The organism is Streptomyces sp. NPDC048718, assembly GCF_043198875.1.
Lineage (GTDB): Bacteria > Actinomycetota > Actinomycetes > Streptomycetales > Streptomycetaceae > Streptomyces.
On the sequence record NZ_JBICVG010000001.1, the window covers coordinates 68,222 to 87,388 of the forward strand.

General features: G+C 72.4%; 20 protein-coding genes. 10 read left to right on the forward strand and 10 right to left on the reverse strand.

Translation table 11 applies throughout. From position 1 onward, the window contains the following. Positions 1 to 152: 152 nt before the first annotated feature. Positions 153 to 1,076 (reverse strand): aminoglycoside phosphotransferase family protein, encoded by a 924-nt coding sequence (locus ACGFRB_RS00345; protein WP_393237031.1) that lies wholly within the window; start codon positions 1,074 to 1,076, stop codon positions 153 to 155. A gap of 99 nt (positions 1,077 to 1,175) precedes the next feature. After that, complete coding sequence (locus tag ACGFRB_RS00350; RefSeq protein ID WP_393237034.1) at positions 1,176 to 2,012, reverse strand: ATP-grasp domain-containing protein; 837 nt, start codon at positions 2,010 to 2,012, stop codon at positions 1,176 to 1,178. A gap of 144 nt (positions 2,013 to 2,156) precedes the next feature. Between ACGFRB_RS00350 and ACGFRB_RS00355 the strand changes: the two genes are divergently transcribed. The 3 genes from ACGFRB_RS00355 (at position 2,157) to ACGFRB_RS00365 (ending at position 3,728) form a co-directional block, all read left to right on the forward strand. Next, on the forward strand, positions 2,157 to 2,546 hold the full coding sequence (locus ACGFRB_RS00355) for a helix-turn-helix domain-containing protein (protein WP_393237037.1): 390 nt from the start codon (positions 2,157 to 2,159) through the stop codon (positions 2,544 to 2,546). 32 nt (positions 2,547 to 2,578) lie between these two features. Next, positions 2,579 to 3,127 carry a hypothetical protein gene (locus ACGFRB_RS00360; protein WP_363001941.1) on the forward strand — a complete coding sequence of 183 codons (549 nt, stop codon included), beginning with the start codon at positions 2,579 to 2,581 and terminating at the stop codon, positions 3,125 to 3,127. A gap of 241 nt (positions 3,128 to 3,368) precedes the next feature. Next, positions 3,369 to 3,728, forward strand: coding sequence for a DUF2516 family protein (locus tag ACGFRB_RS00365; protein ID WP_393237041.1), 360 nt, complete (start codon positions 3,369 to 3,371; stop codon positions 3,726 to 3,728). 113 nt (positions 3,729 to 3,841) lie between these two features. Here the strand turns inward: ACGFRB_RS00365 and ACGFRB_RS00370 are convergent, their stop codons facing one another. The 3 genes from ACGFRB_RS00370 to ACGFRB_RS00380 form a co-directional block, all read right to left on the reverse strand. Next, complete coding sequence (locus ACGFRB_RS00370; RefSeq protein ID WP_393237044.1) at positions 3,842 to 5,161, reverse strand: PP2C family protein-serine/threonine phosphatase; 1,320 nt, start codon at positions 5,159 to 5,161, stop codon at positions 3,842 to 3,844. Positions 5,162 to 5,556: 395 nt separating this feature from the next. Continuing rightward, entirely contained in the window at positions 5,557 to 6,612 is a 1,056-nt protein-coding gene (locus ACGFRB_RS00375; protein ID WP_393237047.1) for an NlpC/P60 family protein, read from the reverse strand. A 458-nt stretch (positions 6,613 to 7,070) separates the two neighbouring features. Continuing rightward, a complete protein-coding gene (locus ACGFRB_RS00380; protein WP_363001948.1) occupies positions 7,071 to 7,868 on the reverse strand; it encodes a class I SAM-dependent methyltransferase in 798 nt (265 codons plus the stop codon). Between the two features lie 502 nt (positions 7,869 to 8,370). On the opposite strand from ACGFRB_RS00380, the gene mshA reads away from it, so the two are divergent. Together mshA and ACGFRB_RS00390 are read left to right on the forward strand one after the other, a co-directional pair. Beyond that, on the forward strand, positions 8,371 to 9,747 hold the full coding sequence (mshA, locus tag ACGFRB_RS00385; RefSeq protein WP_393237051.1) for a D-inositol-3-phosphate glycosyltransferase: 1,377 nt from the start codon (positions 8,371 to 8,373) through the stop codon (positions 9,745 to 9,747). After that, positions 9,740 to 10,246 carry a YbjN domain-containing protein gene (locus ACGFRB_RS00390; protein WP_361231936.1) on the forward strand — a complete coding sequence of 169 codons (507 nt, stop codon included), beginning with the start codon at positions 9,740 to 9,742 and terminating at the stop codon, positions 10,244 to 10,246. The genes mshA and ACGFRB_RS00390 overlap by 8 nt, the downstream gene beginning before the upstream one ends. Before the next feature lie 69 nt (positions 10,247 to 10,315). On the opposite strand, the gene ACGFRB_RS00395 is transcribed toward ACGFRB_RS00390, so the two are convergent. Next, on the reverse strand, positions 10,316 to 11,719 hold the full coding sequence (locus tag ACGFRB_RS00395) for an MDR family MFS transporter (RefSeq protein ID WP_393237055.1): 1,404 nt from the start codon (positions 11,717 to 11,719) through the stop codon (positions 10,316 to 10,318). Positions 11,720 to 11,886: 167 nt separating this feature from the next. Here ACGFRB_RS00395 and ACGFRB_RS00400 point away from each other — a divergent pair, with 167 nt between their 5' ends. Further along, on the forward strand, positions 11,887 to 12,648 hold the full coding sequence (locus ACGFRB_RS00400) for a phosphoglyceromutase (RefSeq protein WP_361231939.1): 762 nt from the start codon (positions 11,887 to 11,889) through the stop codon (positions 12,646 to 12,648). Between the two features lie 51 nt (positions 12,649 to 12,699). Here ACGFRB_RS00400 and ACGFRB_RS00405 read toward each other — a convergent pair whose 3' ends face one another. Then, a complete protein-coding gene (locus tag ACGFRB_RS00405) occupies positions 12,700 to 13,383 on the reverse strand; it encodes an NYN domain-containing protein (protein WP_393237058.1) in 684 nt (227 codons plus the stop codon). 374 nt (positions 13,384 to 13,757) lie between these two features. Between ACGFRB_RS00405 and ACGFRB_RS00410 the strand changes: the two genes are divergently transcribed. Further along, entirely contained in the window at positions 13,758 to 14,117 is a 360-nt protein-coding gene (locus tag ACGFRB_RS00410) for a hypothetical protein (RefSeq protein ID WP_393237061.1), read from the forward strand. A 94-nt stretch (positions 14,118 to 14,211) separates the two neighbouring features. Here ACGFRB_RS00410 and ACGFRB_RS00415 read toward each other — a convergent pair whose 3' ends face one another. Further along, positions 14,212 to 14,811, reverse strand: coding sequence for a GNAT family N-acetyltransferase (locus ACGFRB_RS00415; protein ID WP_393237064.1), 600 nt, complete (start codon positions 14,809 to 14,811; stop codon positions 14,212 to 14,214). A gap of 109 nt (positions 14,812 to 14,920) precedes the next feature. Here ACGFRB_RS00415 and ACGFRB_RS00420 point away from each other — a divergent pair, with 109 nt between their 5' ends. Further along, the gene (locus ACGFRB_RS00420) at positions 14,921 to 15,481 is read left to right on the forward strand and encodes a GNAT family N-acetyltransferase (RefSeq protein ID WP_393237067.1); all 561 of its coding nucleotides are present in this window, start codon (positions 14,921 to 14,923) and stop codon (positions 15,479 to 15,481) included. A gap of 41 nt (positions 15,482 to 15,522) precedes the next feature. On the opposite strand, the gene ACGFRB_RS00425 is transcribed toward ACGFRB_RS00420, so the two are convergent. Beyond that, the gene (locus ACGFRB_RS00425) at positions 15,523 to 15,669 is read right to left on the reverse strand and encodes a hypothetical protein (protein ID WP_393238236.1); all 147 of its coding nucleotides are present in this window, start codon (positions 15,667 to 15,669) and stop codon (positions 15,523 to 15,525) included. Positions 15,670 to 15,929: 260 nt separating this feature from the next. Then, positions 15,930 to 16,610 carry a phosphate signaling complex protein PhoU gene (gene phoU / locus ACGFRB_RS00430; RefSeq protein WP_363001965.1) on the reverse strand — a complete coding sequence of 227 codons (681 nt, stop codon included), beginning with the start codon at positions 16,608 to 16,610 and terminating at the stop codon, positions 15,930 to 15,932. A 432-nt stretch (positions 16,611 to 17,042) separates the two neighbouring features. On the opposite strand from phoU, the gene ACGFRB_RS00435 reads away from it, so the two are divergent. Then, positions 17,043 to 18,500 carry a sensor histidine kinase gene (locus ACGFRB_RS00435; protein WP_393237070.1) on the forward strand — a complete coding sequence of 486 codons (1,458 nt, stop codon included), beginning with the start codon at positions 17,043 to 17,045 and terminating at the stop codon, positions 18,498 to 18,500. Continuing rightward, the coding region (locus ACGFRB_RS00440; RefSeq protein ID WP_393237073.1) for a response regulator at positions 18,497 to 19,167 on the forward strand (671 nt) is incomplete at its 3' end. The genes ACGFRB_RS00435 and ACGFRB_RS00440, both read left to right, overlap by 4 nt.

Below are 19,167 nucleotides of genomic sequence, written 5' to 3' on the forward strand. Positions count from 1 at the left end.
ACAGCATGTGTCGCGGCTCACACCCGCCCGCCGGCGTGTTCTAGGCCCGGGGCGCGCCTGACTCCCGGCGTACGCGGTGCGCGGCACCCCGGACATGAGCGTCTGAGCATCGGGCTGTTGGCCATGGGGAGTTGGGCCATGGGGAGGGGGCGTCAGCGGGTCGCGGCGTCGTCCAGGATCGAATCGACGCGGGCGCGGCACTCGGCGACGAAGGCGGGGAAGGTGTCCCAGTAGTAGGCGATGCCGCTGACGGCCACCGCGACCGCCCAGGCACGGGCGCGGGTCCAGGTCGCGTCGTCGAGGTCCAGGGCGTCCCAATAGGCCCGCCGGGCCGGGGCCGGCAGGTCCCAGACGGTGGCGTGCTCGGCGTCGGGGAAGCCGATCGAGAGTCCGCCGAAGTCGATGACCGCGTGGAGCCGGCCGTCCTGGACCAGGAGGTTGGACGGCTTGAGGTCGCCGTGCAACCACCCCTGGGGAGTCGGGGAATCGGGCAGCGCGAGCCCGTCCCGCCACAGCTTCTCCAGCGTGTCGACATCGAGAGCGAGGTCGAGAGAGCCGGGGCCCGTCAGACGTCGGCAGTCCTCGAACGCGTCGGTGACCCATGTGTCGCAGGGCTTGAGACTGCCGCCGCGATACCAGTCGAGGCCGTCCTCGCGGGTCGCTCCCATGAGGTCGGCACGGTGCAACTCCCGGACGAACTCCGCCAGGTCGGCCCCGAACGCGGCCCAGCCCTGGACGGTGTCCGGTCCGGCCTCGGCGCCGTCGAGCCGGCGGTAGACGGACCAGATCAGCGGGAACGCGTCGGTGGGCTCCCCGGCGTGGACGGGCTCGGGGACCGGGCGGGGCAGATGGGGCGCCAGCCGGGGCAGCCAATCCCGCTCCTTGCGCAGCGACCGCTGTTTTTCGGCGGTGCGCGGAAGCCGTACGAGCAGGTCGTCACCCAGCCGGTACATGGTGTTGTCGGTACCCGCGCCCGCGCGGGACAGCGGCAGGTCGGCCCATTCCGGCCGCTGCGCCGCCAGCAGCGAGCGGACGAGCGTCTCGTCGGCCGGGATCTCGTTCTCGTGAAGCGTCACGCCCGGCAGTCTCACCGCTGGGGGGAGCGGAGCCAACCGACTTTACGGGTGCGCGAGAGCGGGAGGGCTTAGGAGGCGTACGTACGAGTGCGCCTGCGGTCACAGATGCCGGCAGAACCGGCGGTCGCGCTCGGCCAGCCGCGTGCGAGGCCCGGCGGCGTGCAGGACGACGTCCAGGGCGCGGTCGGGATCGGCGGCGTAACAGTTGCTGAACCACGCCATGTTGGCCTCGACCACGGCCCACTGATCACCCGCGCTGTGCCCGCTGCCGCCGGGTTCGGCCGGGGTCAGGAGCCCGACGTCCACGACCACCGCGCTGGGCAGACCGTCGCCGCACGCGGCCAGGAGGCCGGCGGCGAACTCCCGGACGGCGTGCTCCTGCCGGTGCCCGTCCAGCGGCCGGGCGTCCAGCCGGCCGAAGGTGGCGTACTGCGAGCCCGTCCGGACCTCGCCGTCGAGCATGAACAGACGGAACTCCGCCGCCCAGGTCACCACGTCCGCGATCTGCACCGGCAGGTCCGGCGGCAGCTCCGGCCGTACGGGGAGCCGGCGGCCGTCGGCGTACACGGCGGCCGGGAAGCTCTTGTCGCTCGGCGGTTTGACGAACGCGGGCCGCGTCAGCCGGCGCGCCTCGCCCAGGGTCGCCAGGGTGATTTGCCGCCCGGTGTACGCGAGAGGCAGCGAGGTGAGCCAGTCGTCGGAGGGCTCCAGGAGCGCGACCCCGAGGGCGTCCACGACCCGCGCGCCGAAGGCGGGCCCACCGTAGTAGTGGCCACCGGACCGCCCGCCCCCGTCCACCGCCACCGCGCCGTCGCGGGAGGGAGCGGGAAGCGCCTCCACCGGCATCCCCCGCCGCCGCGCCGCCGCCGCGAGCAGCTCGCGCGTCGAGGTGCGCTGCGGCGCCACCGCCAGGAACCCGTCTCCGTACTCGGTCACGAGCGCCGACGATGCCACCGCCGCGCCCACCGGTCCACAGCTTTCGGGCCGGGCCCATGGCCGGCGACCCCGCCCCGGCGGCTGTGACAGAACTATTGCAAGCGTCTGCTTGCAATAGTTAGCAACGAGTGGCAGGGTCGGAGCATGGCATCGCTCAACGTCGGCAATCTCGGTGAGTACCTCCGCGAACAGCGGCGGACCGCGCAGTTGTCCCTGCGGCAGCTCGCCGAGGCCGCGGGCGTGTCGAATCCGTATCTGAGTCAGATCGAGCGGGGGCTCCGCAAGCCCAGCGCCGAGGTGCTCCAGCAGGTCGCGAAGGCCCTGCGGATCTCCGCCGAGACGCTGTACGTGCGGGCCGGGATCCTCGACGAGAAGGAGCGGGAGGAGCTGGAGACGCGCGCCGTCATCCTGGCCGATCCCTCGATCAACGAGCGGCAGAAGCAGGTGCTGCTCCAGATCTACGACTCCTTCCGCAAGGAGAACGCCGCCGAGAAGGCGGCGGAGAACGCCGCACGGCACTCCACCGATACGTAGCACCTCGTAGAACCTCTGGGAGGACCACGACCATGGCCATCATCGACGAACTGCGCACCCCCCTCTACTTCGCCGCCGGCACCGCCGACCTCGCCGTGCAGCAGGCCAAGAAGGTGCCCGGACTGATCGAGCAGCTGGCCGCCGAGGCGCCGGCGCGGATCGAGGCCGTACGGAAGACGGACCCGAAGGCGGTGCAGGAGAAGGCGCAGGCGAAGTTCGCCGAGTTCGTCGGCGGCCTCGACACCGACCTGAAGAAGCTGGGCGAGCAGGCCCAGGACCTGGCGCTGCGCGGGGTCGGCGTGGCCGCCGAGTACGCGGTCAAGGCCCGGGAGAAGTACGAGGAGCTCGCCGCGCACGGCGAGGAGACCGTCCGGACGTGGCGCGGCGACGGAGCCGAGGAGAGCACCGAGATCGCCATCGCCGTCGAGCCGGAACCGGTGACCGAGCCCGTCACCGAGCCGGTGCTGGTGACCGAGCCGGTCGCCGAGCCCGAGACGGCCGGGGAGTCCGAGCCGGCGGGCAAGCCCGAGGCCGCCCGCAAGAAGGGCGTGGCGGCGGAAGCGGCGGACGGCGCGGAGTAGCCGAGGCCGGCAGGGCCGGCAGGCACCGGACGGGACGAGCGGGCGGACGACGGACGACCGGGCGGGGCGTGATCGCGTCCTCGGTCGTCCGGCCGGGCCGTCCAGACCGTCCGGGCCGTCCACCAGTGCCGGCCGCGTCGTACGAGGTACCTTGGCCGGGAGGCGGCTTTCCCTTTCTTTTCCCCGCTCCCGTCCCTCTCGCCTCGCGTTCCCCCTCCAGCTCCTCAAGGCGGTGCCCAGCATGCTGATGGACAAGTTCGACAGCGCCCTGTGGGTCGTGACCACGCTCGTCCTCCTCGGCATGGCCGTCGTCGCGCTCGTCTTCGCCGCCCTCGGCCGTGAGGACGCCTACCGCGCCGCCGACAAGAAGACGAAGAAGTTCTGGCTGCTGCTGCTCGGGGGCAACCTCGTCGTCAACCTGGTGGGCGCGGGGCTGCTCGGGCCGATGTTCATGATGTTCCAGATCGCGGGGCTCGTCGCCGCCATCGTCTTCATGGTCGACGTACGGCCCGCGCTGCGCGAGGTCACCGGCGGTGGCCGCCGCCGCGGCGGCGGTTCCAGCAGCGACGGCCCGTACGGCCCCTACAACGGCGGCCGCTGACACCCGGCCACGTCGGAGCCAAGTGCTGACACCCGCCGCCGACCGCCGGGGCCGGAACAACTTGGGACCCGACGCGGACGCGGCGGGGACCGGCGGACACAGGGCCTGGGGGCCTATCCCCAGGCCCTGCCGCGTTCCGCCGCCAGGGTCCCGGTTCCCGGACCCGAGAGAACTCCCGGTCCGGCGGCGGTCTCCAGCCGCTCCAGGGCCAGCACGGCCACGTCGTCCGTCAGCTCGCCGCCGTTGAGCGACCGCACCTCCGTGACGGCCGCCTCCAGGAGCGGCTCGCCGCGCAGTCCCGCCGCCAGTTGCCGGTTGATCATGTCGAGCATCCCCTCCTGACCGAGCCGCGGCGAACCCGGGCCCGCCGAACGGCCTTCGATCAGGCCGTCCGTGTACATCAGCAGGCTCCAGGACGCCCCGAGGTCCACTTGCCGGCGCGGCCAGCGGGCGCGCGGCAGCAGCCCGAGGGCCGGCCCCCCGTCCTCGTACGGCAGCAGCTGGGCCGCCCGCCCGTGCCGGGCGATCAGCGGGGAGGGGTGGCCCGCCAGGCACAGGCCCGCGCGCCGGCCGTCGGGGGCGATGTCGAGGGTGCAGAGGGTCGCGAAGATCTCGTCGCTCTCGCGCTCGTGCTCCAGGACCTGCTGGAGGGTGGAGAGCAGCTCGTCGCCGCACAGCCCCGCGAAAATCAGCGCGCGCCACGCGATCCGCAGGGCGACGCCGAGCGCGGCCTCGTCGGGGCCGTGGCCGCAGACGTCGCCGATCATGGCGTGAACGGTGCCGTCGGAGGTACGGACGGTGTCGTAGAAGTCGCCGCCGAGCAGCGCCCGGGACCGGCCGGGCCGGTAGTGGGCGGCGAAGCGCAGATCGGAACCGTCGAGCAGGGGCGTCGGCAGCAGCCCGCGCTCCAGGCGGGCGTTCTCCTGGGCGCGCAGCCGGGACTCGGTGAGCTTGACCTGGACGACGTCCGCCCGCTTGCGTTCGACCGCGTACCGGATGGCGCGGCTGAGCACCCGCCCGTCCAGCTCCTCGCGGAAGAGGTGGTCCTGGGCACCGACCCGTACCGCCTCGGCCGCGAGTTCCGCGTCCGCGGACGGGGCGAGGGCGAGGACGGCGTGGCGCGGCGCGAGACGCAGGACGTGCCGCAGTGGCGCGAGCGGGTCGTCGGCGGTGGCCGCGCGCGGATCGGTCAGGGCGAGGTCGACGAGAACGCAGTGCACGTCGTCGGTGAGCAGCCGCTCCGCCTCGGTGAGGTTGCGGGCGGTGCGGATGCGGACGCGGGTGCCGGCCGCGTCGAGCAATTCGGGTACGGCGAGGGCACCCGCCGGGTCGTCCTCGACGACCAGCAGCGTGAGGTCCCCGGCGACGCCGTGCGTTCCGGGTGCCGGTGCCGCGAGAGTCTCGGTCCTCTGGCGCGGTACGGGTACGGGCATCGGTCTGTTTCCTTCCCTCCCCCCGAGGGCCGGGGACCGACCCTAGTGGGTGCGCCGTCCGCCGGGGAACGCCGGACGGGCCGGGAAGCGCCCGATTCGTATGGCATATGCCACGGAAGGGGAGGTAGCCGCCTTACATGCACCCCGGAAGCGACGGTCGGCGATGACGAACGTCACTCCCCGGAACGCCGTGGTGCAGGGGGAAACGGCCGGTCGGGCGACCCGTAAGGGCAGCCCGACCCTTAGGGGGCCGATACGCGGGGAGAGCCGGTTCGCGCCGGTCGGCCGACCCGTAGGGGCAGCCGAACCGATCCGTGCCGGTCCGCCGGCCCGCGCCGGGACCCGCGCCGGTCCGCCGGCCCGTACGGGCCCTGGCCGCCCTGGGCCGGAACCCGTCAGCCCGGCCGTACGACGCCGAGGATGTCCATCGTCCCCGCGCCCGTGATCGTGACGTCCCGCCCCGGGCGCGGCGCGTGCACGATCCGGCCGTCCCCCACGTACATCCCGACGTGGCTCGCGTCGTGGAAGTAGATGATCAGGTCGCCGGGGCGCATGTCCTTGATGTCGATGTGCGGCAGCAGCCGCCACTGCTCCTGCGAGGTGCGCGGGATGGTGCGGCCGGCGGCGATCCAGGCGGACTGGGTGAGCCCCGAGCAGTCGTACGAGTTCGGGCCCTCGGCCCCCCACACGTACGGCTTGCCGATCTGCGCGGTGGCGAACTCCACCGCCCGCTTGGCCTCCGGGCTGGTCCGCTCGCTCAGGCCCGCGAGTATGCCGGAGCCGAGCCAGGCGGTCTGCGCCCGGTTCTGCTCGCGCAGCTCCAGGGCGTGCAGCCGGGCCAGCTCGTCGGCGGCGAGCTTGGACTCCAGCTTCTTCGCCGCCTCTATCTTGTCGTTGATCTCCTTCTTCGCCTGGGCCTGCTTGACCCGGCCGGCCTCCAGCTTGGTCCAGTTGTCGCCGGCTTCCTTGGCGTACGTGGTCAGTTCGTCCTGCGTGCGGGTCAGGTCGGAGATCAGGTCCTTGGTGGCCTTCTGGCCCTCCTGCAGACGGCCGGCGTTGTCGAGGAAGAGCTGGGGGTCGTTGGTGAGGACCAGCTGGGCGCCCTCCGGCAGCCCGCCGTTGCGGTACTGGGCGCGGGCCGCGGCGCCCGCCTGCGCCTTCAGCCCCTCGATCCGCTTCCGGCCGTTCTCGATCATCCGGGCCAGCCGTACGATCTCGCCGGACTGCCGCTTGGCGCGTTCCTCGGCGAGGTTGTAGGCGTCGGTGGCGGTGGCCGCCTCCCGGTAGAGGCCGTCGATCTCCAGCCGCACCTCTTCCAGGGATTTCTCTGGCAGCGGCGGCGGCGAGGGCAGCGGGGCCGCCGTCGCCTGGAGGGTGAGGGCGGGCGAGGCCAGCACGGTCAGGGCACAGGCCACGGTGAACGCGGCAAGGGCATGGCGGTGTCGGTTCACTGGCTCCCCCTCGGGCGCGCGCGGCACCCGTGTCTGGTCTGGTCGTGTGTGCGGCCGGTCGACAAAACTGACTTACCGTCAGTAACTTGGGTGTGACCTTTGGCGATAGTGCCATGAGAGCCCCGAAAGCAACAGGGGGACACAGAGCCTGCGGGGTCAGTTCCCCTCTCAGGGACGAGTGCGGCGCGTGATGCGTTCCCCGCGAGTGCTCCGCGCCGCGTGCGCGCCGTGCACGCCCCGAAGGTTCCGAGGCCGGGAGAGAGTGGTGCGCCCGGTGTGCCGGGAGGGTCCGGACGTGACGGGAGCGGCCGGGGCGGCGCGGGTGGCCGGTGCGTCAGGTGTGCCAGGTGTGCCAGGGGTGTCGGGAGTAGCCAGGGCGGGCGCGCCATCAGCGTCCAGCCGGAGCCGGAGCCGGAGCCGGAGCCGGAGCCGAAACCGAAACCGGAGTCCCGTCGCCGTCAGCCCCCGACCGGTGCCAGCGCCTCCCACCGCACCGTGATCTCGCCCTGCCGCCACCGCCGCGGACCGTCCGTCACCGGCCAGTCCGCCGCCAGGTCGCGCACAGTACGGATCCACCGCTGCCGGGCCCCGTACGAGGCGTACGGGGCCGCCGCCGCCCACGCCCGGTCGAAGTCCCGCAGGAAGGCGTGCACCGGCTCGCCCGGCACGTTCCGGTGGATGAGCGCCTTCGGCAGCCGTTCGGCCAGGTCGGAGGGCCGGTCGAGGGAGCCGAGCCGGGTGGCGAAGGTGACCGTACGCGGCCCGGTCCGGTCCAAAGCGACCCAGACGTGCCGCCGGCCGATCTCGTCGCAGGTCCCCTCCACGAGCAGCCCCTCCGGCGCGAGCCGGGCGCACAGCCGCGCCCAGACGTCCGCGACCTGCGCCTCGTCGTACTGACGCAGCACGTTCGCGGCCCGGATCAGCGCGACCTCGCCGGGCACCGGCACCTCGAAGCCGCCGTGCCGGAATTCCAGCCCCTCGCGCGCGTACGGCTGCGCCGCCGCGACCCGGGCCGGCTCGATCTCGATGCCGACGACCCGGGTGCGAGGGTCGGCGGTACGCAGCCGCGCCAGCAGTTCGACGGCGGTCCAGGGCGCGGCGCCGTACCCGAGGTCGACGGCGAGCGGGGGCGGGCCCGAGCGGCGCAGCGCGGGGCCGTGGACGGCGGCGATCCAGCGGTCCTGGCGGCGCAGCCGGTTGGGATTGGTGGTCCCGCGGGTGACGGTGCCGACGGGGCGAGTGGTGCGCGGGGCCATACGACGAGCGTACGGGGTGGGCGCGAGGCCCGAGGACACCGCTCTCGCTCCCCGTACACCCCCGTCCCCCCGCCCCTGACCGGCCCGCCCCTGACCCACCCATGACTTTCGGGCGAACCCGCACAATGGACGGTAAGGAATTGGCAAAACGCCCGAGGCGGCGGAAATGAAAGCGAGCCGGCCCGGTGTTGTCGGAGCTGGCGGGCGGGATCGCCCGTCTGTTCGGTACGCCTTTGCGCCGGCGCCCCCGCGCCGCCCCGCCAGGGTGGGCCGGACCGGCCCCGACAGTCCTACCGCCTGCCGACGACCGGCAGCCGCCCCGCCAGCCGCCTGCCGACCCGCCGCCCGCCTCCGACCGACAGCCCGGAACGGTCCGCCCCGCCCGGCCCCACCGCCGGCCCCGGCCCGCCCGGACCGAGCCGGCCCGCCCCAGCACCAACACCCACACCAACACCAGCCTCAGCCCGACAGCCCTCAGCCCGACAGCGGAAGGATCGCCGACGTGAGCCAGTACGTGTCCCGGTTCGCCGGCACTCTGGCGGTGCCGCCCCGGCTCCGGCTCCCCGGCCGGCAGCGCGGGCCGCGCCGCGTGGCCATGCTCAGCGTGCACACCTCCCCCCTGCATCAGCCGGGCACCGGCGACGCGGGTGGCATGAACGTCTACATCGTCGAGCTGGCCAAGCGGCTCGCCGCGATCAACGTCGAGGTCGAGATCTTCACCCGGGCCACCGCCGGCGGCCTCGCCCCGGTGGTCGAGCTGGCGCCCGGTGTCCTGGTCCGGCATGTCGACGCCGGTCCGTACGAGGGCCTGGCGAAGGAGGAGCTGCCGGCCCAGTTGTGCGCGTTCACGCACGGAGTGATGCAGGCCTGGGCGGGCCACCGCCACGGCCACTACGACCTGGTGCACTCCCACTACTGGCTCTCCGGCCATGTGGGCTGGCTCGCCGCCGAGCGCTGGGGCGTCCCGCTCGTCCACACCATGCACACCATGGCCAAGGTCAAGAACGCGGCGCTCGCGGAGGGCGACACGCCCGAGCCCGCCGCCCGCGTGATCGGCGAGACCCAGATCGTCTCGGCGGCCGACCGGATGATCGCCAACACGGCGGAGGAGGCCGGCGAACTCGCCCGCTTCTACGAGGCCGACCCGGCCCGGATCGCCGTCGTCCACCCGGGCGTGAACCTGGAGCGCTTCCGCCCCGCCGACGGCCGGGCCGCCGCCCGGGCCCGTCTCGGACTCCCCGAGGACGCCTTCATCCCCGCCTTCGCGGGCCGTATCCAGCCGCTGAAGGCGCCGGACATCCTGCTGCGTGCCATCGCGCTCCTGCTGGAACGTGATCCGTCGCTGCGCTCGCGGATGGTGGTGCCGGTGGTCGGCGGGCCGAGCGGCAGCGGTCTCGCCAAGCCGGAGGAGCTTCAGAAGCTCGCCGCCAAGCTGGGCATCGGCGATGTCGTGCGCTTCCAGCCGCCGGTGGGGCAGGACCGGCTCGCGGACTGGTTCCGCGCGGCCAGTGTGCTCGTCGTCCCCTCGTACAGCGAGTCCTTCGGCCTGGTCGCCATCGAGGCGCAGGCGGCGGGCACCCCGGTCGTCGCGGCGTCGGTGGGCGGTCTGCCCGTGGCCGTACGGGACGGGGTCTCCGGTTTCCTCGTCCAGGGCCATGACCCGGCGGACTACGCCCGGATGCTCGCCCGGTTCGCGGGCGACGCGGAGCTGTCCGCCCGGATGGGCGAGGCGGCGGCCCGGCACGCCGGCTCGTTCGGCTGGGACGCGGCGGCGGGGCGGACGGCGGACGTGTACACGGCCGCCATCCACGACCACCGGCTGCGTGATCACCGGGAACACCGCGAGCAGCGCCGTCGCGTACGCTCGCACCATGGCTGAGGTCGACACCGAGGGCGTCCGGCGGATCATCGAGGACGCGTTCAAGGACGCGGAACTGGAGTGGGAGTCCCCCGAACCGGGCTCCTACGTCGTACGGCTCCCTGGCACGCACAAGCTCTTCACGACGCTGTCGCTGCGCGCCGGCCGGCACTCCCTCTCCCTCAACGCCTTCGTCGTCCGCCACCCGGACGAGAACGAGGCCGGCGTCCACCGCTGGCTGCTCGAACGCAATCTCAAGCTGTACGGCGTCGGTTACGCGATCGACCGGCTCGGCGACATCTACCTGGCCGGCAAGCTGCCGCTGGCCGCCGTCACGCCGGAGGAACTGGACCGGCTGCTCGGCTCGGTCCTGGAGGCGGCGGACGGCGACTTCAACACCCTCCTGGAGCTGGGGTTCGCGACGGCGATCCGGCGGGAGTACGAGTGGCGGGTGTCGCGCGGCGAGTCGACCCGTAACCTCGACGCCTTCCGCAACCTGACGGGCAAGCCGGCGAGCTGAGCGCCCGCCGGCCGGGGGCCGACGGGCTCGTGGACCCGTGGACCGGTAGACCCGTAGACCCGTAAGGGTTCAGACGGTGGCGTCGGCGGTGGCGACAACGGCGGCCCGGGGCTCCGGAGCCCCCTCGCCCTTCCTGCTGCCTGTGTCCGCGCTCTCACCCGTACCGTCACCCCTGATGTCGTCCTTGGGGTCCCTGAGGTCCCTGGGGTCCTTGGGGGCCTTGGGGTCCTTGGGGTCGTCGTCGGCGTCGGCGAGGACGCTGCGGAGCCGGGTCTGGTAGCCGACGGCGGCGACGGCGCCGATCAGGGCGCAGGCGATCCACAGGATGACCGGTCCGGGGCCGTCGACGATCCAGCCGGCCAGGACCGGGGCGACGAACCCGGCGACCGACCAGGACATGCCCATGACGCCCTGGTAGCGGCCGCGGGCGTGCTCCGGCGCGAGCCGGGCGGTGGCGGCGGCGTTGGTCGGGACGTGGACCATCTCGCCGATCGTCCAGACGACGACGGTCGCGGCGAACGCGACCGAGTTCCCGGCGAGCGCGGTGGCTCCGGTGCCGGCGGCGAAGAGGAGCGAGGAGACCGTCAGGAGCATCACGGGCGAGCGCTTGTCCGTGATCCGATTGACCAGCAGCTGGAACGCGACGATCACGACGCCGTTGACGGCGATGACGACACCGTACGCGGACGGGTCGAGGCCCTTGGCGGTCATGGTGAGCGGCAGCCCGATCCAGGGGGCCGTGAACACCAGGCAGACCAGCAGGTTGAGGGTCACCAGGGTGCGGAACGGCGCGTCGCGCAAAACGGTGCCGATGCCGACCTCGGACTCGGCCCGCGGCTTCCCGGAGCCCTTCCCCGTGCTGGGGGTGGTGGCGGCCTCGGGCCGGGTCTCCGGCAGCCGGAGGAAGACGATCAGCGCGCACAGCACGGTGGCGGCGGCGTCGATCAGGAAGAGCGTGTGATAGCCGAGGAGGGCCGCGGCGCCGCCGCCGATGGCGGCGATGGCGAAGCCGAGGTTGAGGGCCCAGTAGTTGAGCGCGTAGGCGCGGCGGACCTCGGCGGCGGGGACGAGGTCGGCGATGGCGGCGTTGATCGCGGGCCGGACGGCCTGCATGGCGACGCCCATCAGGAGGACGACGAGCGCGACGCCCCAGGCGCTGGTGACGAACGCGAGCAGCGCCGCGCAGCCGGCCGCCGCCAGGTGCATGGCGACCATGGTGGGACGGCGGCCCCAGCGGTCGGTCAGCGAGCCGCCGAGCGGGGATCCGACGACGCCGCCGAGACCGTGCAGGGCGACGACGAGTCCGGCGAACCAGGCGGAGTGGCCGAGTTCCTGGGTCAGATAGAGGGAGAGGAAGGTGAGGACGAAGGCGCCGGTCCGGTTGACCAGGGTCGACAGCCAGAGCCACCAGAATCCCCCGGGAAAGCCCGACACCGTCGCGCGTGCGGAACGTCTGAGTGCGGCGATGGACATGAGCGGGCGGCCCCCTGCGGCGTACTGTGTGATCATGCTGCGTGTAAGTGCCTCTAATGGCTCTCGTAACTTACGCAGCGGCCGTCCCGGGCGCCAGTGAATTGACGGTGCGCGTCAATCGTCGGGCATGCGGAGCCCGCTGACCGGCGTCGTCTAGGCTCGTACGCATGGCCGACGCACCGTACAAGCTGATCCTCCTCCGCCACGGCGAGAGCGAGTGGAACGCCAAGAACCTGTTCACCGGCTGGGTGGACGTCAATCTCACCGAGAAGGGCGAGAAGGAGGCGGTCCGCGGCGGTGAGCTGCTCAAGGACGCCGGCCTGCTGCCCGACGTGCTCCACACCTCCCTCCAGAAGCGCGCGATCCGCACGGCGCAGCTCGCGCTGGAGTCCGCCGACCGCCACTGGATCCCGGTGCACCGCTCCTGGCGTCTGAACGAGCGCCACTACGGCGCGCTCCAGGGCAAGGACAAGGCGCAGACCCTTGCCGAGTTCGGCGAGGAGCAGTTCATGATGTGGCGCCGCTCGTACGACACCCCGCCGCCGGCCCTCGCCGACGACAACGAGTACTCCCAGGCCGGCGACGCCCGCTACGCGTCGATCCCGCCGGAGCTCCGTCCGCGCACCGAGTGCCTGAAGGACGTCGTCCAGCGCATGCTGCCGTACTGGTACGACGGCATCGTCCCGGACCTGCTGGCCGGCCGCACGGTCCTGGTCGCCGCCCACGGCAACAGCCTGCGCGCGCTCGTCAAGCACCTCGACGGCATCTCGGACACCGACATCGCGGGCCTCAACATCCCGACCGGCATCCCGCTGAGCTACCAGCTCGACGAGAACTTCAAGCCGCTCAACCCGGGCGGCACCTACCTCGACCCGGAGGCCGCGGCGGCCGCCATCGAGGCCGTGAAGAACCAGGGCAAGAAGAAGTAAGCACGCGCGCTGTTGGGCCCTCACCTGCGTTCTTGGCAGGTGAGGGCCTTTTCAGCAGGTGTGGGTACGGGGCCGGGAGGGTGCTTCGGTGTTCTGCCGAGGGGGAGGGACCGCTTCGGCCGCCCACTTCCGGGGGCGTTCGAGGGCGTGCCCGGTGAGCGGGTCTGTGACGGTCCGGGGCAGCTGCGCACCGGAGAACTTCGCTCGGCCGATGGTGAAGGAGGCAGGCATGATCCTCTTCAGTTCATGGGAGAACCGTGCCGGAGGGAACGCCGCGACGATGTGAGCGCCCGGCGCGAGAGCCCGCGCCGTACGTACCGCGGGGGAGAGGTCGCTGTCCGCGCTGATGATCACGGCCGAGTCCATCGCCTTCGTCGCGATGTCGGCGACGAGGGAGACCGCGATGTTGACGTCCGTTTCCTTCTCCTCGTAGCGGGTCCATGTGGCACCGCAACTGCGGCACCGGGCCTCTTTGGACTGGTAGCGCCCCATGACGATCTCGATTTGCGTCCCGCAATGCGCCGCGAGGGCCTGAAGGTAGGTCTCCTGTCGGCTGAGTGCGCTCGGGTCGTTCATGACCGAAGCGGTGAAGTACTTCACCTTCACCAGTTCGTCCCGAGGGCGGAGGCTGCGGGTGAGGGCCACGAGATCCAGCCAGAGGTATCTGTGCCGGTACTTGCCGTGCAGGCCGTGGTACAGGTTGAACCCGTCGACGTAAGCGATCAGATGCGCCATGCGGCGTTGCCCTCCCGCAGCGGATGCGCTCGTCTGCGAAGGAAGCGAAGAGATTCGTTCCCGATCGTGCACAACCTGCCTGAATACAAAAACGGCCCCTTACGGGGCCGTCAAACCGGGGCCTTGCAGACCCGGCGGGGTATGTCCAGAGGGTACGCCCGGCGACACTCCGCGTCAATCCGTCACACAGTGTGCATCAAGCACGGAGGAGTGGGGGTGCAAAGCGGGCCATCCTGCCGTTAGCCCGGATGGGGGACGGAGAAACCTTCCGGCAGGGGAGCGGGGTATGGGTGGGGTTCCAGGGGCGCAGGGAAACGGGTGACCTCGATGGTCACCGTTCTCCGCTGTTCTCCGCTGACGAAAGAGACTTCCCCGTGCGCCTTCGGCACACCGTCACCGCCGCGTGCGGCGCTCTCGCGCTCGCCGCCGTTCTGGCCGCGCCCGCCTTCGCCGCCCAAGGCGACTTCGGTTACCGCTTCGCCGGGCCGGACGGCAAACCCCGGTCGGCCGTCCTGCACCACCCGGAGACCGGCAAGTGCGTCACGCTGCCCGAGGTCGCCGACCAGGGCGCCTCCGAACCGGCCTTCGCGCCGCACAACGACACCGACGCGCCGGCGCTGGTCTTCACCGGGCGGGACTGCGGCGGCGACTCCTGGAAACTGCGCCCGCACGGCCGCCCCGCCACGGACCGGCTCAAGCTGCGCTCGGTGCTCTTCCTGGAGAAGGGGGACTGACCGCCCCGGGGGGTGAGGAAGGGGATGCCGCGCGGCGTCCCCTTCCTCGTACGCGCTCCGTGTATGCGTTCTCCGTACGCGCGGGGGGAACGGGTCAGCCCGCACCCTCGCAGTCGTACCGCATCAGCACCTCGTCCCGGGTGTCGTCGGGGCGCAGACGCAGGGCGTTCGGCCAGCGGCCGGTCTCGTGCCAGCCGAGAGCGGAGTAGAAGGACTCCAGGCCCTCGCCGCCGCGGGCGGCCAGGCGCAGGTGGTCGAGGCCGAGTTCCTCGCGGGCGACGCGGTGGAGCTCGCGCATGAGGGCGGTGCCGATGCCTCGGCCGCGGAAGTCCGGGTGGGTCTGGAGGTGGTGGACCGTGCCCCAGTGCGCGACGAGCGGGTCCCGGTCGCGGCCGAGGACGACCCAGCCGGCGAGCGCGCCGCCGGCGGACGCGGTGATCAGCCGGTGGCCGTCCGGGGCGAGCCGGGCGAGCAGCCTGTCCAGGACCGGGGCGACCTCCGCCTCCCCGACCGGAGGGAAGGGGAACCCGGCGGCGCCACCCGCGTTCGTCACCGCGATCCAGCAGTCGATCAGCCGCCGCCGCAGGCCGGGCGGGACCTCTCCGGGCGTCGCCGCCCGGTCGAGGAGCACGCCGGAGCCGGAGGGCGCGGTGGTTCGTGTACGGGAAAGGGGCGCGGGTGCGGACGACGTCATGGCGGCCATCCTGGGCGACGGCGCCCTTGAGCGACAGAGGGCCGGACGGAGGGCCGGGCCGGCATATTCGCGCGCGGGGGAGACCCCGGCTCGTCTAGCGTCCTGTGGCATGACCACGGAAAGCCCGGAAAGCCTCCGGCTGGAGCCCGTCACCCCCGGAAACGTCGACGCCGCCCTCGACCTGCGGGTCCACCCCCACCAGGAGGACAACGTCGCGCCCGTCGTCCGCTCGCTCGCCGAGGCGTACGCGTACGGGGACAGCGCCTGGCCCCGGCTGATCTTCGACGGGGACCGGCTCGTCGGATTCCTGATGGCCTTTCTCGATCTCCCGTGGAGCGGCGACGACGCCCCGGGTCCGGCCGGGCGCCGCAGCGGCCTATGGCGGCTGAACATCGAGGCCGGGCAGCAGGGCAAGGGGTACGGGCGGTACGCCGTCGGGGCCGTCGCCGAGGAACTGCGGCGGCGTGGGACGTACGAGATGTACGTGACCTGGCATCAAGGCGAGCACGGCCCCGGCGCCTTCTACCGCGAGCTCGGCTTCCGGGAGACCGGAGAGAGGGCGGGCGACCAGGCGGTGGGCGTCCTGGACCTGAGCGCCGGCAGCACCACCGGCAGCACCCCAGGCAACGCCGCCACCGCCACCGCCACAGGCGCGGTCTCAGGCGCGTGACAGGGCGGGCCCCGCTTGTCAGGAGAGCGGGGCCCGCACCGTCACAACCGGCGGGAGCCGCACGGGCCGCAGTCGCAGCCGCAGCCGCAGTCGCAGCCGCAGTCGGCGGCGCCGGCGGTCAGCCGCAGCTGCCGCCGCAGCTGCACGACCCGCCGGACTGGCAGCCGCAGCCGCAGCCCGAACCGCACCCGCAGGCGCCGAGGACGGGCAGGAACTTCGCGACACGCGCGGGCTCCGGTATCGGGGGGACGGTGTTCGGAGCGGATTCGGCCATGGGGTTCCTCCCTGGCTCCGTGAGAGGCGTACCTCGCCCTCCCGTCATTCGAACCCTGTCCCGTACGGCGCATCAACGGCGCACGGGTGTGCGAAGCCCTGCTCCGGCACACCCGTACGCCCCGCGCTCCCTGCCCTTCACGCGCCCCCGCGCGCCCTCACGCGTCGGACACGGCTAGGCACCCTCGACGGGTGTCTCCACCGGCTGGAGCTCGTCCGCGTGCTCGCCCGTCACCAGGTAGACCACGCGCTTCGCGACCGACACCGCGTGGTCGGCGAACCGCTCGTAATAACGGCCGAGCAGGGTGACGTCCACGGCCGTCTCGATGCCGTGCTTCCAGCGGTCGTCCATCAGGTGCTGGAACAGCGTCCGGTGCAGCAGGTCCATCTCGTCGTCGTCCTGCTCCAGCTGGAGCGCGAGATCGACGTCCTTGGTGATGATGACCTCGGCGGCCTTCGCCATCAGCCGCTGCGCGAGCTGTCCCATCTGCAGGATCGTCGCGTGGAGGTCGTCCGGCACCGCGCGGTTCGGGAACCGCAGCCGTGCCAGCTTCGCCACGTGCTGGGCCAGGTCGCCCGAGCGCTCCAGGTCGGCGCTCATCCGCAGCGAGGTCACCACTATCCGCAGATCCGTCGCCACCGGCTGCTGTCGCGCGAGCAGCGCGATCGCGCGCGCCTCCAGGTCGTGCTGGAGGTCGTCGACCTTCCGGTCCGCGGCGATCACATGCTCCGCGAGCTTCAGGTCGGCGTCCAGCATGGCCGTGGTGGCCCGCCCGATCGCGGACCCGACCAGGCGGGCCATCTCGACCAGGCCCTCGCCTATCGAGTCAAGTTCCTCGTGGTACGCGTCCCGCATGGGTGTCCCTTCGTCGCGTCGCGTTGCTGGAGCGTGGGCGGCCGGCTCGGAGCCCGTGGTCCGAAGGCCGTACAACCGGGCCCGGGCCTGGCTCCGGTCCCGTGCCCGGTGCCGTACGGGTCCTCGTGCGGCACCGGTCCCGGAATCGGCCCGGAATCGGCCCGGAATCGGCCCCGGCATCGTTCCCGGAATCGGTCCGTCCCGCGAGGGCTCGGACCCCCACGCTCCCACGGTCCGGCCCGTACGCGTCCTGATCCGGCCGCCCGCGTGAACCGGATGCGTCTTCCAGGTGAACTCTGGGCGACGCGGCTTCCGTTGCCCTCCGTGGCATGTGAATCACATCCGTCCCCTCGGTGAACTCTGGGCGACGAGTGTTCGAGCAGTCACCGTGACGGCTGGGAGAGTGTCGGCGGACCCGCATAACCTGGACGCATGGACGTGAACGCGGCGGTTGCCGCATTGGCCGCGATCGCCGGAGTATGTACCGGCGTGATCGCCATGCTGGCGTTCCGCTGGAGCGAGCGCGACCAGGCGAAACCCACCCGTACCTCGTTGCACACCGACGCCGTGCTGCCGCCCGGCGTCGATACCGTGCTCTCCGTGCTGCGGTCCTCCGCGGTGGTCCTCGACGAGAGCGACTCCGTGGTCAAGGCCAGCTCGGCGGCGTACGCGCTCGGCCTGGTCCGCGGCGGGAAACTGGCCGTCGAGCCCATGCTCAACATGGCCCGTGACACCCGTCGCGACGGAGAGATACGGCAGGTCGAACTCGACCTGCCCCGGCGCGGTACCGGTCGTGGCGAGGCCCTGGCGGTCTCCGCCCGGGTCGCCCCGCTGGGCTCCCGGCTCGTACTGCTGCTCGTGGAGGACCTCACCGAGGCCCGCCGGATCGAAGCGGTACGGCGCGATTTCGTCGCCAACGTGAGCCATGAGCTGAAGACCCCGACCGGAGCGCTCTCCCTGCTCTCCGAGGCGGTCATGGACGCCTCCGACGACCCCGAGGCGGTCACCCGCTTCGCGGGGCGGATGCAGATCGAGGCCACCCGTCTGACCAACCTCGTCCAGGAACTCATCGATCTCTCCCGGGTGCAGAACGACGACCCGCTGGAGGACTCCGAGCCGGTACGGGTGGACGAACTGGTCGCCGAGGCGATCGACCGCTCCCGGCACACCGCCTCCACCAAGCAGATCACCATGGCCGCCGGAGGCGCGGCCGATCTCCATGTCTGGGGCAGCCGGGGTCAGCTCGCCGCCGCCCTGGGCAACCTCGTCGAGAACGCCGTCAACTACTCGCCCGCCCGCACCCGGGTCGGTATCGCCGCCCGCCGCGTCGCGGCCCCCGGGGGCGACCTCATCGAGATCGCCGTGACCGACCAGGGCATCGGCATCTCCGACCGGGACCGCGAGCGGATCTTCGAACGCTTCTACCGGGTAGACCCGGCCCGCTCCCGGGCCACCGGCGGTACAGGGCTCGGCCTCGCCATCGTCAAGCACGTGGCCGCCTCGCACGGCGGGGAGGTCACGGTGTGGAGCACCGAGGGCCAGGGCTCGACCTTCACCCTGCGGCTGCCGGAGGCGGGCGCGGCGCGCTCCCGGCGCTCCGCCGACACCGCCGGCGCCGCCGGCGCCGGTGGGGACTACGCCGGAGACGACTTCGACGCCGATCCCGACGCGGAAGACGCCTTCACCGAAGGTGCCGGCGGTGGTGACGGCGACGGCTTCGGCAACGGCCATGGCAGTGACGGTGACCACGGCGACACCCGTGGACACCACGGCGGCAACGGGCGCGTCGGCGGCGGCGATCGGTCCGCCCCGGCAGCGGCCTCCGCCACCCACGTAACTACACCAGAACTCATGACCGAATCGCTCATCGCCCCGGAGGTCCTTCCGTGACCCGTGTGCTTGTCGTCGAGGATGAGGAATCCTTCAGCGACGCCCTGTCGTACATGCTCCGCAAGGAAGGCTTCGAGGTCGCCGTGGCGGCGACCGGGCCCGACGGCCTCGACGAGTTCGAGCGCAACGGAGCGGATCTCGTCCTCCTTGACCTGATGCTGCCGGGCCTGCCCGGCACCGAGGTGTGCCGCCAGCTGCGCGGCCGCTCGAACGTCCCGGTGATCATGGTGACCGCCAAGGACAGCGAGATCGACAAGGTCGTCGGCCTGGAGATAGGAGCCGACGACTACGTCACCAAGCCCTTCTCCTCGCGGGAGCTGGTCGCCCGGATCCGCGCGGTCCTGCGCCGCCGCGGCGAGCCGGAGGAGGTCACCCCGGCCGCCCTGGAGGCCGGCCCGGTCCGCATGGACGTCGACCGCCACGTGGTCACGGTCGGGGGCGGCAAGGTCGACCTGCCGCTGAAGGAGTTCGACCTTCTGGAGATGCTGCTGCGCAACGCGGGCCGCGTGCTCACCCGTATGCAGCTCATCGACCGGGTCTGGGGCGCGGACTACGTCGGCGACACCAAGACCCTCGATGTCCACGTCAAGCGCCTCCGCGCCAAGATCGAGCCGGATCCGGGTGCGCCGCGTTACCTGGTGACGGTGCGTGGTCTGGGTTACAAGGT

Bases quoted from the DNA above. Each gene is read 5' to 3' on its own strand.
- ACGFRB_RS00435 (WP_393237070.1), top strand. From the start codon at position 17,043: ATGGACGTGAACGCGGCGGTTGCCGCATTGGCCGCGATCGCCGGAGTA.
- ACGFRB_RS00415 (WP_393237064.1), bottom strand. From the start codon at position 14,811: ATGACGTCGTCCGCACCCGCGCCCCTTTCCCGTACACGAACCACCGCG.
- ACGFRB_RS00370 (WP_393237044.1), bottom strand. From the start codon at position 5,161: ATGCCCGTACCCGTACCGCGCCAGAGGACCGAGACTCTCGCGGCACCG.
- ACGFRB_RS00355 (WP_393237037.1), top strand. From the start codon at position 2,157: ATGGCATCGCTCAACGTCGGCAATCTCGGTGAGTACCTCCGCGAACAG.
- ACGFRB_RS00360 (WP_363001941.1), top strand. From the start codon at position 2,579: ATGGCCATCATCGACGAACTGCGCACCCCCCTCTACTTCGCCGCCGGC.
- ACGFRB_RS00390 (WP_361231936.1), top strand. From the start codon at position 9,740: ATGGCTGAGGTCGACACCGAGGGCGTCCGGCGGATCATCGAGGACGCG.
- ACGFRB_RS00380 (WP_363001948.1), bottom strand. From the start codon at position 7,868: ATGGCCCCGCGCACCACTCGCCCCGTCGGCACCGTCACCCGCGGGACC.
- ACGFRB_RS00395 (WP_393237055.1), bottom strand. From the start codon at position 11,719: ATGTCCATCGCCGCACTCAGACGTTCCGCACGCGCGACGGTGTCGGGC.
- ACGFRB_RS00365 (WP_393237041.1), top strand. From the start codon at position 3,369: ATGCTGATGGACAAGTTCGACAGCGCCCTGTGGGTCGTGACCACGCTC.
- ACGFRB_RS00400 (WP_361231939.1), top strand. From the start codon at position 11,887: ATGGCCGACGCACCGTACAAGCTGATCCTCCTCCGCCACGGCGAGAGC.
- ACGFRB_RS00420 (WP_393237067.1), top strand. From the start codon at position 14,921: ATGACCACGGAAAGCCCGGAAAGCCTCCGGCTGGAGCCCGTCACCCCC.
- ACGFRB_RS00405 (WP_393237058.1), bottom strand. From the start codon at position 13,383: ATGGCGCATCTGATCGCTTACGTCGACGGGTTCAACCTGTACCACGGC.
- phoU (WP_363001965.1), bottom strand. From the start codon at position 16,610: ATGCGGGACGCGTACCACGAGGAACTTGACTCGATAGGCGAGGGCCTG.